The organism is Pseudoalteromonas thalassia, from assembly GCF_049257215.1.
Lineage (GTDB): Bacteria > Pseudomonadota > Gammaproteobacteria > Enterobacterales > Alteromonadaceae > Pseudoalteromonas > Pseudoalteromonas lipolytica_C.
The window spans coordinates 142,207-156,439 of the sequence record NZ_JBMMUE010000005.1; the positions used below are offsets into that span (position 1 = coordinate 142,207).

The following is a 14,233-nucleotide window of genomic DNA, read 5'->3' on the forward strand; positions in this document are numbered from 1 at the left end:
GCTTAATATGCACTGATTTATAAAAAAAGGATCCATCGTTGGACGACATATCGACTAGTACCCTGTTTATTGTATTGGGATTATTGATACTTATTTCTGCTTATTTTTCTGGTTCTGAAACTGGGATTATGTCAATTAACCGCATTCGCCTGCGTCATCTTGCTAAAGAAGATCACCGTGCAGCGAAGCGCGTCAGCAAACTGTTAAGTCGCCCTGACAGACTTATTGGTCTGATCTTGATTGGTAACAACTTAGTTAATATTGCCGCAGCACAGGTTGCAACAATCATTGGTATTCGCCTGTATGGTGATCTTGGTATTGCAATAGCTACCGGCGCGCTAACGCTGGTTGTTTTAATCTTTGCCGAAGTAACACCAAAGACACTTGCCGCGCTTTATCCAGAGAAAGTCGCTTTTCCAAGCTCAATCGTGCTCAAAGGGCTGTTAAAAATACTTTTCCCATTTGTGGTTATCGTTAACTGGATGACCAACGGCATGTTGCGTTTGTTTGGTATTACCACAGCACAAATTGAAGAACATAGCCTAAGTAAAGAAGAATTAAAAACCGTGGTGAACGAATCAGGTGCTCTTTTACCTGCCCGCCACCAAAGCATGCTAACTTCAATTTTAGATTTAGAACAAGTTACGGTTGAAGATATCATGATCCCACGCAACGAAATCGTTGCGATTGATATTAATGACGATTGGAAACTTATCAGCCGCCAGCTTACTCATGCACAGCACACACGCGTACTGTTATATCGTGACCAAATTGATGATGCTGTTGGCTTTATTCACTCACGTGATGCACTGCGCCTATTAACTAAAGAACAATTTGATAAACCGTCATTGTTACGTGCAGTTCGTGAAATTTACTTCATTCCTGAAGGCACATCACTAAACACGCAACTACTTAAGTTCCAGCAATCGAAAGAACGTATTGGTTTAGTGGTTGATGAATATGGCGATATTCAAGGCTTAGTAACACTTGAAGATATCTTAGAAGAAGTAGTGGGTGATTTCACAACAACGCAAACGCGTACACCAAGTGAGGAAGTCACCGAGCAAGATGATGGCTCAGTACTTGTAGATGGCGGTGCTAATATTCGCGATTTAAATAAAGAAATGGGCTGGGAGCTACCAATTGATGGCCCGAAGACCCTGAGTGGTTTAATAGTTGAATATTTAGAAGATATCCCAGACTCAAACCTCAGTTTGCGTATTGCTGGCTATCCAATCGAAGTTCTCGAAGTTAAAGAAAATATGGTTAAACTTGTTAAAGTACTGCCAAGTAAGCGTACTACTTAATCATCATTAATTTTCATCAAAAAGGAGTGGTCATCCACTCCTTTTTTGTATCTAAATTCTTATTTCCTTTCTGAAGTTTCATATTTACAACGTACGCTCCCGCAAACCGCTAGTGTTTCGGCTACTATTAGTAGCTATTTAACTGCCGCATTTAATAAGGAGCAATCATGGACGAAATATCGATCGAAAACATTTATAATCAAGCAATTGAGCTACTGCTACTCTATGGACCTAAATTCATTCTCGCTATTGTTGTTTTAATAGTTGGGTGGTGGCTCATCGGTCGTATCTCAAATATGGCCGAAAAATCAATGACCAAGGTTAAGTTTGAAGTGGGACTTACACACTTTTTGGTGTCATTTATTTCGGTCATTTTAAAAGTACTTCTGCTGATTTCAGTTGCGTCAATGATAGGAATTGAAACGACTTCATTTATTGCAATGCTTGGTGCAGCCGGTTTGGCCGTTGGAATGGCCTTACAAGGCAGTCTTGCTAACTTTGCAGGTGGTGTGCTTATCCTGTTCTTTAAGCCTTTTAAAGTGGGTGATGTTATTGAAGCCCAAGGCTATATGGGCACAGTAGTTGAAATTCAAATTTTTGTTACCGTTTTACTGACCTATGATAATGAAAAAATTATTATTCCTAATGGCACTCTTTCAAATGGTTGCGTTAAGAATAAGTTCTCAGAGCCATTACACCGGGTTGCGATTGAATTTGGTATAAGCTACGGCGATGACGTACATAAAGCCCGTGATGTGTTAATGAAGGTATTAAATGACTATGATCTAGTTTTGAAAAATATCGAAGAGAAAAAGCCGGTTGTACATGTCAGTCAACATGGTGAGAGCCATATTGGTATGCTCGTTTGGGCTTGGGTTGAAACAGACAATTATTGGCCAGTCTATTTTGGTTTATACGAACGTGTGAAAATAGCATTTGATGCTGAAGATATTACCATTCCGTTCCCACAACGCGATGTGCATATACACCAGTTCCCTGGTAAATAACCATTAAAAAGCCCGCATATTGATGCGGGCTTTTTAATATGAAAACCTTAACTAAATAAGCGTTCAAACCAGTTTTTATCTAGATCAGCTTCGCACTTTTTAAGTTGTGCGCCATACCGGCTAGCTCGGTGTTTTACTTTATTGGCAACACTCATCAACCACTTTTTACTTTTATAAGTACCGCGTTTATAGCCGCCCCACCCTTCATGGTAATTCAAGTACTGCGCGTAGGCGTCCCATTTTGATATTCCGTTTACTTTATGAGTTTTATAAACAAACCAAGCCATAAAGTCTATCGCATCATCAAAATCGTCTCTGTCTGCCCCACTATTACCAGTTTCGCGAATGTAATCTGACCAAGTTGGCGTTTTTGCTTGCGAGTATCCATACGCTGAACTGGCTCGGCCAATAGGAATAACCCATAAGAAATATTCCATAGGTGGCGCTGCATCATGACGAAATGAGCTTTCTTGATACATCATACTCATGAGTACGTGTTTAGGTGAGCCCCACTTTTCTTGCGCATCACGCGCATCGTAGTACCAGTCAGGCTTTTCCTCAAAAATCTTACAAATATCATGAGGTTGCTCTGGAGGAGCCGTTGCGCAACCCGCCATTAAAGCGGCCAGCGATAAAATAATTAAACTTTTTTTCATTTTTTTATGTATCTCGCTGAACTTTTTTTCATCAGGTCAGTCTGAACTTATGAATGCAGCAGTATAGCATTGTTTCATCCCTGAAGAATCTTTGACGCAGCCTCCCTAGGCTGCGTTTTTTTATGTACTCACCTTACTAAGCTTTAGCAAAATAATCATCTAAAAACGCAGTAAAAGATAGCTTGTCTGCTGCTTTTACTTCTCGCTCTTTAAGCACTGAATCAGATGCCTGTTTAGTCAAAAATGCATGATCATAAAATTGATAATCAGCCTCGACATGGTTTTGCTTATATTTTTGCGCAAGTGTTAAGGCAAAAAGACCATTATCTTGATTTTCTTTTGCAAGTGCACTGACATACCGACCAGAGAAAGTTTTATTAGGGTTTTTGACCCAACTTGCAAGCTCTGCGATTGTTTCGCTGTAATAGCTCACACTATATGCGTTATCCATATAGTTAGCCACAGCAGCTAGATTAGTAAATATAGATTCAGCCCAGTCAACAAGCAGAACCTTTTCACCTTGCTTATTCAACGTAAGCTCAGGGTCTCGGCCTTCATTTACAACCGCATCAAGATTAGCTGTACTTAACTTTTGTTCCTGCCAATCCATTTCTGGAGACTCAGACAATAAACAATAGGTCAAAAATACGTCTAAAAAGCGAATTTGCTGTAAATCAATACCGGTTTCACTGAATGGGTTAACATCTAGCGCGCGTACTTCTATATACTCGATCCCACCTCGTAATAAGGCATCAGTAGGTGTTTCTCCTGAGGCAGCATTACGTTTAGGACGTATCGGTGAGTAAAATTCATTTTCAATTTGTAGAATATTTTTGTTCAGTTGTTTTGGCTGCTCACTACGGTAGTCATCAAGGTGGCCATATAGGTCTGATGGCGTATGAATCGCTTCTTTTAAACCTGCTACATATTCTTCTAATGAATTGTACATAACTCGTAAAGACGATTGTGCGCTATTAGTATAACCAAGGTTGCCTAATCGCAGTGCCGTACCGACTTCTAAATAAAGCGTGCCTTTACCTAGTTTCTTAAACGGTAAGTCTGTTTGACGACCCTGCAAGAAAGAATTACACAACGCAGGCGAAGCGCCAAATAAGAAACTAATTAACCATAACTCGCGCTTAAAGTTGCGAATGAGCCCTAAGTAACCATTCGAAATTGAATCTGCAAGTGTGCCTTGGCTGCCGTTTAAACTATACAGGCTTTGCCATAAGCTTTCAGGAAAGGAAATATTGAAATGAACCCCCGCAATCGCTTGCATCATACTACCATAGCGATTTTTCAACCCTTCTCGGTAAAGAGTTTTCATACGGCCGATATTTGAATCACCAAACTGAGCTAGTACGATATCATCTTGGTGCTCAATAAAGCATGGCATACTAATCGGCCACAGTAGTTCGTCACCCATTTGAGATAAGGTGAACTTTTGTAAGTCTTTAAGTTGAGCTAAGGTTTCCTCGGCTGAGGTGCTCACTGGAGTAATAAATTCTAATAACGATTCTGAAAAGTCAGTGGTGACATGATCATTGGTTAAAGCGCTACCAACGCCTTGTGGATGACCTTGCCCTGAGATAACACCATTTGGTTTGATCCTTAATGCTTCTCGCTCGATACCACGTTTAATCCCATTAATTGCGTTAGGAAATTGTGCCGTTAACGCTTCTAGCGTTTTATTTAAATCATGTTTTATCAAAAATGCTTCCTCGAGCCGCGTGGCTGTAATCCTAAGGGTATGGGGGCAAAAAATAATTACTCAAGTGCGAAAAATAACATTCAATTACCACCTCACCACTTGAAGCACAATCTTGCCATTGTGAATAGCAATATACAATTGCTTTAGTGGCACTTAATTAATGCTAAATCTATTCATCTGTATAATTTTTATCACTAACTTGTGAACATTAGACCTTTTGCCTAATATGAAAAGGTGAGGCTAAACACAATAATTCTCGCAAGATATTGTTTTAGATCAAGGGAAAGGTGAAATTTTTAAAACTTTAACAGTTATCAATATGTTCCCCCTTCCCTTACATTTTTCTGAGACTATAATCCGCACACCATAAAAAAGTACATTTCAAGGACTCATATGCGTCGTGGGCAAGAAATAATCAATCAAGAAGTGACATACTCCGAACATCAAGAGCTTGTCTCTACAACAGATTTACGCGGCATCATCACATACGTAAATAAGGAATTTTGTACCATTGCTGGTTATACCGAAGAGGAGTTACTCGGGAAAAACCATAATATAGTACGCCACCCAGATATGCCAAAAGCGGCATTTAAAGAGATGTGGGAAAAACTAAAGCAAGGCCATTCATGGCGTGGCATGGTAAAAAACCTCTGTAAAGATGGTCGCTACTATTGGGTTGATGCGTTTGTTACACCTATATACGAACACGGTCAGCTCGTTGGCTATCAGTCAGTGCGAACAAAACCATCTGAACAGTTAAAAACTCGTGCAATGGCGCTTTACACTAAAATTAATAACGGCAAGTCTGTCGCGTCATTTCGTGAAAATATTTCGCTAAGACAAACCTTATCTACGGTATTATTAGTTGCTGGCATTGTTGCTTTGGCGCTTACTACGTCATGGATTGTTGCCTTAGCTGCAGCTGCCCTCATTGCAGCACTTTTTGCACTCAATTATGACGAACTCATTGTAACGCCTAGCCATTTAAAACAGCAGCGTGCTGAGTTTGACTCGGTATCTCGTTATGTGTATTCGGGCTCCCACCCATTTAGTATTGCGACTTATAATCAGCAAATGTTATTTGCTAAGCTACGTACCGTACTTGGCCGTGTTAAAGACTCTACTTACTCATTTAAAGATATTGCCACCAACCTAGATAAGCAATCATCGCTAACAGAGCAAGGAATTGCAGCACAGGGTCATCGTTTAAGTGATATTGCTGCTGCGATGAGTCAGATGAGTACAACTATTGGTGAAATATCTGCAAACACTCACCACACTGCTGAGAAAGTCAATACAACGTACCAAAGCTGTAATGATATAAAACTTCATATTGAAGAAAATAGCTCTATGGTGTCTGATCTGGCTAACCAAGTTGAGCAAGCAGCGAGCACCGCTAACTCTCTTGCCAGCGAAGCAGACAAGATTGGCCAAGTAATGAGTGAGATTGAAGGTATTGCTGAACAAACAAATTTATTAGCGCTCAACGCAGCAATTGAAGCAGCTCGCGCTGGTGAACATGGTCGTGGTTTTGCGGTTGTAGCTGATGAGGTACGTGCGCTTTCATCACGCACTCAAAATGCTACATCACAAATTCACAGCTCAATAAAAGAAATTCAAGATACCTTGTTTAGCTGGTCGAAAGTAATGCAATCAACTAAAACGCAAGCTGATAGTTGTGTTAATACAACGGCCCATACTAAAACTGAGTTAGCGAGTATTTTTGCGCAAATAAATGAAATTTCAGGTCTTGCTGCAGAAATTTCGACAGCAGCTGAAGAGCAACAAGTTGTGAGCGCTGATATTCGCGAAAATGTCGACAGCATTAAAGAACACAGTGAGGAAAACTTAAAACTTAGCTACAACGTCGCTAAAGACGCTGCAGGGCTGGTTGAAGGTTCACGCAAAGTCAATGATATGCTGTTAACGTTTAAGGTTTAAACTTAGTTAATACAAAAAAGCCGCATTGTATTAATGCGGCTTTTTGCTTTTAAAGCATATTAACGACTTGAGAAAACAAGGCCATTTTCATCGGCGTCAATATGAATAATGGCACCAGGTTGATAATCGCCCCCTAACAAGCGCTGTGCTAATGGGTTTTCAATGGTATGTTGAATAGCACGTTTTAGCGGTCTTGCACCATAAACAGGATCAAAGCCACTTTCAGCGATACGATCTAATGCTGCATCCGTTACTTCAAGAATGTAGCCTTTTTCTGTTAAGCGCTCGCGTAGCTTGCTTAATTGAATATCGGCGATTTCTTTAATATGCTCATTAGCAAGCGGGTGGAATACCACAGTTTCGTCGATTCGGTTAATAAACTCAGGACGGAACTGACTCACCAATACGCCCATTACTTTTTCTTTTAACGTCGCATAATCATTTGAACCGGCTTGCTCTTGAATAATATCTGAGCCTAAGTTAGAGGTCATAATGATCACCGTATTTTTAAAATCAACGGTACGACCCTGACCATCCGTTAAGCGACCATCATCAAGTACTTGCAGTAAGATGTTAAATACATCAGGGTGCGCTTTTTCGACCTCATCCAATAAAATAACTGAATACGGACGACGGCGTACAGCTTCAGTTAAATAGCCACCCTCTTCGTAGCCGACATAACCTGGAGGCGCACCCACTAAACGTGCCACTGAGTGCTTTTCCATAAACTCCGACATATCAATGCGCACCATGGCATCTTCAGTGTCAAACATGAAGCTAGCAAGAGCTTTAGTCAGCTCTGTTTTACCCACCCCTGTTGGACCTAAGAATAAGAATGAACCAATTGGACGATTAGGATCAGCAAGTCCTGCGCGAGAGCGACGTATTGCATTAGCAACAGCCACAACAGCCTCATCTTGACCAATCACTTTATGGTGTAACTGATCTTCCATTTGCAGTAGCTTTTCGCGCTCACCTTGCAGCATTTTCGATACTGGAATGCCTGTCCAACGCGATAAAATTTCCGCAATTTCATCCTCACCGACCTGATTTTTAAGCAAACTCATTTCTTGCATTTCGGCTTGTGAAGCAAGGTCTAGTTTGCGTTCAAGCTCAGGGATACGACCATATTGCAGCTCAGACATGCGTTGTAAGTCGCTGGCACGACGTGCCACTTCTAAATCAAGACGCGCCTGTTCAAGCTCAGCTTTGATTACTTGCGTGCCTTGCAATGAGGCCTTCTCAGCATTCCACACTTCGTCTAATTCACGATATTGAGCTTCAAGTTCAGTGATCAACTCTTGCATTTCAGTGCGGCGTTTTTGGCTCGCTTCATCTTTTTCTTTCGCCAACGCATTGTCTTCAAGCTTTAACTGAATAATACGTCGCTCAAGTTTGTCTAAAGATTCTGGTTTTGAGTCAATTTGCAAACGAATTGAAGAACCCGCTTCATCAATTAAATCAATCGCCTTATCTGGTAATTGGCGATCGCTGATGTAACGATGCGACAGCTGCGCCGCAGCAACGATAGCGGGATCGGTAATATCAACTGAATGATGCAGCTCATAACGCTCTTTTAAACCACGTAAAATTGCGATGGTGTCTTCAACCGACGGTTCATCAACAAATACTTTTTGGAAGCGGCGTTCAAGTGCAGCATCTTTTTCGATGTATTGACGATACTCATCAAGTGTTGTGGCACCCACGCAATGTAACTCACCACGGGCAAGTGCAGGCTTTAACATATTACCCGCATCCATAGCGCCATCTGTTTTACCAGCGCCTACCATAGTATGAATTTCATCAATAAATAGGATGACTTGACCTTCTTCTTTGGCAAGTTCATTCAAAACTGATTTTAAACGCTCTTCAAATTCACCACGGTATTTAGCACCGGCAACCAACGCACCTAAATCGAGCGATAATACTCGCTTGTTTTTTAAGCCCTCAGGTACTTCACCGTTGATAATTCGCTGCGCAAGACCTTCAGCAATCGCCGTTTTACCTACACCCGGCTCACCAATTAACACCGGATTATTTTTAGTACGGCGTTGTAATACTTGAATAGTGCGACGAATTTCGTCATCTCGGCCAATAACAGGGTCAAGCTTGCCTTGCTCTGCTCGCTCAGTTAAATCGATGGTGAACTTTTTTAATGCCTGACGGGTTTCTTCAGCATTGGGATCATCAACTTTTTGGCCACCACGAATAGCTTCGATTGCGGCTTCAATTTTGCTAGAAGTAATATTCAGTGCTCTGAAAATATCCCCGAGTGGACCTTTATCGTCACACGCAGCAAGGACAAATAACTCACTCGAAATGAATTTATCTTTGCGCTTTTGGGCATATTTGTCACACAAGTTGATTAACGAAATCAGGTTATTTGACAGCTGAACATCACCGCCAATACCTTCAACTTTAAACAGCTTCTCAATTTCTTGTGATAACTTGGTGTTTAACTCATCTGCACTGACGCCTGCTTGTGCAAGTAGCGCGCGCACACTTGAACCATTTTGCTGTAGCAATGAATACATTAAATGCACAGGCTCAATAAATTGATGGTCGCGCCCAAGTGCTAATGACTGCGCATCTGAAAGCGCAGATTGAAATTTACTTGTAAATCTATCTAAACGCATAAGGGTTTACCTATTAAAAAATCTAATTGCTTAATTAATGGGTATGCTTAGTGATTTGTTCAAGTAAAGAAGAAAATTTAATCGCAAAAAAGGCGTATTAATTGCGCCAGATCAAGCTAGCCATGCGGCCAGTTTGCCCGTCGCGGCGATAAGAGAAAAACTGTGATTTATCAGTGACGGTACAATGCTCACCACCGTAAACGTTTATTACACCTAATTGTGTTAATTGTTGACGTGCGAGCAGGTAAATATCCGCTAAATACTTATTGCCCTTAACTTTAAATGCACTTTGATGCTCAGGATTCAATTCACAAAAGCATTCTTTTACTTCTGGGCCCACTTCAAATTGTGATGGGCCAATAGCAGGGCCAAGCCAAACAATTATCTCGCTTGGTTTTGCTTTAAAATGTGCCACTGTATTAGCTAAAATGCCCTGAGCTAAGCCTCGCCATCCGCCGTGTGCTGCAGCAACTTCATTACCCGAAGCCGAGCAAAATAGTACAGGTAAGCAATCTGCGGTCATTATCACAAGCGGCTGTTTTACTAAACGAGTATAAAGTGCGTCAGCAGAGGGCAACTCACTTAGCTCAGACCTTTCATCAATCACCACCACTTCGCTGCTATGTGTTTGGTTCAACCACACAGCAGGGTTTGGCAGCTGATTTGTAAGTAACGCGCGATTTACAAGCACGGCTTGCTCATCATCACCAACATGTAAACCCATATTAAAACTATCAAAGGGTGCAACGGATACACCGCCCTGTCGGGTGGTACTCAGTGCGCTAACAGTTTTTGGGGCTGTCCATGCTGGTGTGATCATAACGCTTAAAACTCGATATTTGGGTTTGCTTTAGTATCAGCACGAAGAGCTTCTGTCATCGCTGCCATATCATCTGGAATTGGCGCTTGCCATGTCATTAACTCACCCGTTATAGGATGCGCGATAGAAAGCTTAACTGCATGTAATGCTTGGCGTTTAAAGTCGCGTAGCATTTGGAACAGTTCAGGTGTTGCGCCCTTAGGCGGACGCGGGCGACCACCATAAAGTTGATCGCCAACTAGTGGGTGATTCAAATAAGCCATGTGCACACGAATTTGGTGAGTACGACCTGTTTCTAAGCGTAAACGTAAGCGCGTGTGAGCACGGAATTTTTCTGCAACACGGTAATGCGTTATCGCTGGTTTGCCCATTTCATGAACAGCCATATGAGTACGCTTTGTTGCATGACGGCCAATTGGTTTTTCAACCATACCACCTGCAGTCATAGTGCCATTACAAATTGCTTCGTATTCACGGGTGAAGTTTTCGCGCTTTTGCAATGCCGTCACTAAATGTGTTTGCGCGGGAATAGTTTTAGCAACCACCATTAAACCTGTGGTGTCTTTATCTAGACGATGAACAATACCGGCACGTGGCACATTGATAATGTCTGGGTAATGATGAAGTAAAGCATTTAAAACAGTACCATCAGGGTTACCTGCACCAGGGTGAACAACTAGCCCCATCGGTTTATTGATAACTAATATATCATCGTCTTCATAAACGATGTTTAATTTGATATTTTGTGCCTCATATTCTCGAGGAGCCTCAATGGTTGTTTCTACACTGACCATTTCGCCACCGAGTAATTTTTCGCGAGGCGTGTTCAATATTTCGCCGTTTACCGTGATTTTGTCATCCAAAATCCATGTTTTTATCCGTGAACGCGAATAATCAGGGAACAATTGCGCCAATACTTGGTCTAGACGTTTACCGCCAAGGTCTATTGGAACCTCGGCTTGGAGAGAAATTTGCTCTGACATTAGTAACTTTACCCAATTTACCAGTGCAAGCTGTGCTCGACTGGGTTAGAATCGCTTTATTAAGCATTGTATAATACGTATAGTTTACTCGGTTTTCCTCTGTTGGCCTAGCCGAAGACATCGAAGGTAATAAATAAAATGATAAATAAAATAGGGAAACGTGCGTTCGCCATTGTTTTTTCAGTTACAGTACTTGGTTTAGGGGCTTGCTCGTCAGCACCAGATCAAGAAGATATCCAACGCGTTCCTAATAAATCTGCGCAAGCTTTATATGAAGATGCGAAACAAACATTAGATTCAGGCTTATACGCTCGAGCAATTGAGTTGTTGAGTGCTATTGACTCTCGCTATCCTTTTGGTCCGCTATCAAAGCAAGTACAAATGGACCTAGTGTATGCTCACTATCAAGCAGGTAATACTGAACAAGCACTTGCAACTATTGACCGCTTTATTCGCTTGAATCCAAACCACAAAGATTTAGATTACATGTACTACATGCGTGGCTTAGTGAACATTAAAGCAGACCAAAATGCTTTCCAAGAATATTTTGGCGTAGACCGTGCGGATAGAGATGCAAATCGCACCCGTGTTGCTTTCACTGACTTATCAACATTATTAAAACGCTATCCTAATAGCGCTTATGCGCCAGAAGCAAAAAAACGTTTAGTGTGGCTTCTCAACAAAATGGCGCGCTACGAGTTAAAAGTGGCTGAATATTACTATGAACGCGAAGCATATCTTGCTGCCGCTAACCGTGGCAAATATGTAGTTGAGCATTACTCACAAAGCAGCTACCTTGATCAAGCACTAGAGATCATGGAAAAAAGTTACGACAAACTCGGCTTACCTGAGCTAAGCGCGCATGCTAAAGCAACGCGTGAAGCGAATAAACGTTAACTCATCACATTTACATTAAAAAAGGCGCCATAGGCGCCTTTTTTAATGTTTGCGGTTTATATTAAATCGCATCTTCATCTTCTTCGGCGGTACGAATACGTACTACACGCTCAACATCAGTGACAAAGATTTTACCATCACCAATTTTACCTGTTTGCGATGTTTTAACGATCACTTCAATAGCTCTATCAACATCTTCATCGCTAAGCACAATATCAAGTTTAACTTTCGGTAAAAAATCAACCATGTACTCAGCACCGCGGTAAAGCTCAGTGTGCCCCTTTTGACGGCCAAAGCCCTTAACTTCGCTAACCGTCATTCCTGTGATCCCCACATCTGACAACGCTTCACGAACATCATCAAGCTTAAAGGGTTTTATAATTGCTTCTATTTTTTTCATAGTAACCAGTTAGTTTAAAACATATTTGCCTCGATTTTAGACAATCCATGTCATCATAGCAAACAAACTGAACAAATAGGTGCACTATAAACAAAGCATGATATTATTATTAAGCTACTTGTAAGTGAGGTACAAGCAATGAAAAACAACAGGAAACATAAAGGCTTCACGCTTTTAGAATTAATGATCACAATAGCGATTGTCGGCATTGTCGCCACAATTGCTTTATGGGATAGCTCAGATATGTTAGAAAATAATAGGGCGGAAAATTACTTACTCGACTTGCAACGGGTTATTAGCTTTGCTAGGGCCAAAGCTGTTAGCACAGATACCCAAATGACAATATGCAAGGGCTGGGAAAGCCGTTTAAAAAGCAATCAAGTGAGTATCTGCCACCCACTGTCAGCAAATAACGAATTAGAGCAAGTAATCTTTATGTTTAGTAACGATAAAGAAAGGTTTCCAGGTAATGTAATTCAATGGTTCGAACCATATTATGGTGACAAAGTATTTAGAATGATATCACCTCCTCATACTAATGATGTGGTTATATTCACCGGAGATCCACAAATTATTTTCGATACTAGCGGGAGTATACTTACTCAACCTGGTACTTTTATATATTGCCCTAACCCTGATAATAATGACAATAATAAAGCTCTTCAAGTAAACAAGTCTGGTAGTGCCTTTTATCTTGGTGATACAAATCTTAAATGTAGTTAATAAGCACTTGACATGATATTGGGTACACTTATAGTTAAATAAAACATACTACTTAGGAGTCTTCAAGGATGAAGACAGATCTCTTATGTCGTCGAGTATTTGGCGCAACACTCATTGAGGTTTTAATAGTGGTATCGATCATTTCGATACTTTTAAACCTTGCATTATTCGAATTAAAACCTTTCTTAGCGCAAAACCGTCTAGATAATCAAATACACCTTATTAAACGCGCAGTCGCTATTAGCCGCTTAAATGCACAAGCAAACAATGCGTATGTCACGTTTTGTGCATTACACAATAACCAGTGTAACTATCAATTCTGGCATAAAAAACTCACTGTCTTTATCGATCATGGACAGATTGGCGTGTTTGATAGTAATGACACTAAAATAGTACAGTTTGAGGCAATCAATAAGCTTGATATGCTCACTTATAACAAACGCAATGCACTAACCTTTTTACCTAATGGAAGACTGATGGGACTCAATAATGGGACTTTTGTTTATTGTCCTGAATACAAAGAAGCAAGCCTAAGTGGGCTTGCTATATCGGTAAATAATGTTGGCAGGGTGAAAGTAATAGATACTGATAAATGTCAGCAATGAACTGACATCAATTTAAACTAGCGTCCCCAACATTCAGCTGAGGTAGTTGCGCTCCCTGTATATCGTTGTATACCACGATCATCTAGGATCAGTCTAGTACAATCTGTGTCTTTTTTGGGAGGGCCAGCTATTGCTTTAGCTGTTGCCGAAAAGAAAGCACGACCTACATTATTATCAACAGATAAGCTTAACTCATAGTAACCATTTTCTGTTTTGGTTTCCCAGCCCAGCTGATCAAGGGTGGTGGCATATTGACGATTATCCGCAAAGTATTGTTCCTGCTTATTTGCTATATCTAATAGAGCTGTAATAGCTTCACTTCTGGCAGTACGCTTTACATGCTCAAAATAGCTTGGAAGTGCAACACTTGCTATAATACCTAAAATAGCAACAGTAATCATCAACTCAATTAATGTAAATCCTAATTGATTCTTATTCGATTTTGGTTTCATACATTTTATACCTATCAATGAATTAACACAGACTCGCTATGCATTTGTTCATAATAGATTCAGTTTTTTTAGATTGCAATCAACTTAATTTGATA

The 14,233-nt window shown here is 40.7% G+C and carries 13 protein-coding genes; 6 read left to right on the plus strand and 7 right to left on the minus strand.

Annotated features, from left to right (window positions below; translation table 11 throughout):
* Window positions 1-38 precede the first annotated feature (38 nt).
* Together AAEU31_RS08425 and AAEU31_RS08430 are read left to right on the plus strand one after the other, a co-directional pair.
* Window positions 39-1,307: an HlyC/CorC family transporter gene (locus AAEU31_RS08425; protein WP_135925545.1), complete on the plus strand. Its 1,269-nt coding sequence runs from the start codon at window positions 39-41 to the stop codon at window positions 1,305-1,307.
* 167 nt (window positions 1,308-1,474) lie between these two features.
* Window positions 1,475-2,314: a mechanosensitive ion channel family protein gene (locus AAEU31_RS08430; RefSeq protein ID WP_135925547.1), complete on the plus strand. Its 840-nt coding sequence runs from the start codon at window positions 1,475-1,477 to the stop codon at window positions 2,312-2,314.
* Window positions 2,315-2,361: 47 nt separating this feature from the next.
* On the opposite strand, the gene AAEU31_RS08435 is transcribed toward AAEU31_RS08430, so the two are convergent.
* Together AAEU31_RS08435 and gshA are read right to left on the minus strand one after the other, a co-directional pair.
* Window positions 2,362-2,970, minus strand: a complete 609-nt coding sequence (locus AAEU31_RS08435) for a transglycosylase SLT domain-containing protein (protein ID WP_135925550.1) — start codon at window positions 2,968-2,970, stop codon at window positions 2,362-2,364.
* 136 nt (window positions 2,971-3,106) lie between these two features.
* The gene (gene gshA / locus AAEU31_RS08440) at window positions 3,107-4,681 is read right to left on the minus strand and encodes a glutamate--cysteine ligase (RefSeq protein WP_421966968.1); all 1,575 of its coding nucleotides are present in this window, start codon (window positions 4,679-4,681) and stop codon (window positions 3,107-3,109) included.
* Window positions 4,682-5,074: 393 nt separating this feature from the next.
* On the opposite strand from gshA, the gene AAEU31_RS08445 reads away from it, so the two are divergent.
* A complete protein-coding gene (locus AAEU31_RS08445) occupies window positions 5,075-6,622 on the plus strand; it encodes a methyl-accepting chemotaxis protein (protein WP_421966969.1) in 1,548 nt (515 codons plus the stop codon).
* 59 nt (window positions 6,623-6,681) lie between these two features.
* Here the strand turns inward: AAEU31_RS08445 and clpB are convergent, their stop codons facing one another.
* From clpB to rluD, 3 genes are all read right to left on the minus strand, one after another.
* The gene (clpB, locus tag AAEU31_RS08450) at window positions 6,682-9,258 is read right to left on the minus strand and encodes an ATP-dependent chaperone ClpB (protein WP_421966970.1); all 2,577 of its coding nucleotides are present in this window, start codon (window positions 9,256-9,258) and stop codon (window positions 6,682-6,684) included.
* Between the two features lie 97 nt (window positions 9,259-9,355).
* On the minus strand, window positions 9,356-10,078 hold the full coding sequence (gene pgeF / locus AAEU31_RS08455; RefSeq protein ID WP_421966971.1) for a peptidoglycan editing factor PgeF: 723 nt from the start codon (window positions 10,076-10,078) through the stop codon (window positions 9,356-9,358).
* Window positions 10,079-10,083: 5 nt separating this feature from the next.
* Complete coding sequence (rluD, locus tag AAEU31_RS08460) at window positions 10,084-11,061, minus strand: 23S rRNA pseudouridine(1911/1915/1917) synthase RluD (RefSeq protein ID WP_138556838.1); 978 nt, start codon at window positions 11,059-11,061, stop codon at window positions 10,084-10,086.
* Between the two features lie 138 nt (window positions 11,062-11,199).
* Here rluD and AAEU31_RS08465 point away from each other — a divergent pair, with 138 nt between their 5' ends.
* Window positions 11,200-11,958: an outer membrane protein assembly factor BamD gene (locus tag AAEU31_RS08465; RefSeq protein ID WP_135925563.1), complete on the plus strand. Its 759-nt coding sequence runs from the start codon at window positions 11,200-11,202 to the stop codon at window positions 11,956-11,958.
* Window positions 11,959-12,019: 61 nt separating this feature from the next.
* Here the strand turns inward: AAEU31_RS08465 and AAEU31_RS08470 are convergent, their stop codons facing one another.
* The gene (locus AAEU31_RS08470; RefSeq protein WP_135925568.1) at window positions 12,020-12,358 is read right to left on the minus strand and encodes a P-II family nitrogen regulator; all 339 of its coding nucleotides are present in this window, start codon (window positions 12,356-12,358) and stop codon (window positions 12,020-12,022) included.
* Window positions 12,359-12,496: 138 nt separating this feature from the next.
* Here AAEU31_RS08470 and AAEU31_RS08475 point away from each other — a divergent pair, with 138 nt between their 5' ends.
* Both AAEU31_RS08475 and AAEU31_RS08480 read left to right on the plus strand, forming a co-directional pair.
* Window positions 12,497-13,081, plus strand: coding sequence for a GspH/FimT family pseudopilin (locus AAEU31_RS08475; RefSeq protein ID WP_421966972.1), 585 nt, complete (start codon window positions 12,497-12,499; stop codon window positions 13,079-13,081).
* A 68-nt stretch (window positions 13,082-13,149) separates the two neighbouring features.
* On the plus strand, window positions 13,150-13,686 hold the full coding sequence (locus AAEU31_RS08480) for a GspH/FimT family pseudopilin (RefSeq protein WP_421966973.1): 537 nt from the start codon (window positions 13,150-13,152) through the stop codon (window positions 13,684-13,686).
* A 17-nt stretch (window positions 13,687-13,703) separates the two neighbouring features.
* Here AAEU31_RS08480 and AAEU31_RS08485 read toward each other — a convergent pair whose 3' ends face one another.
* Entirely contained in the window at window positions 13,704-14,138 is a 435-nt protein-coding gene (locus AAEU31_RS08485) for a type IV pilin protein (protein WP_421966974.1), read from the minus strand.
* Between the last annotated feature and the right edge of the window lie 95 nt (window positions 14,139-14,233).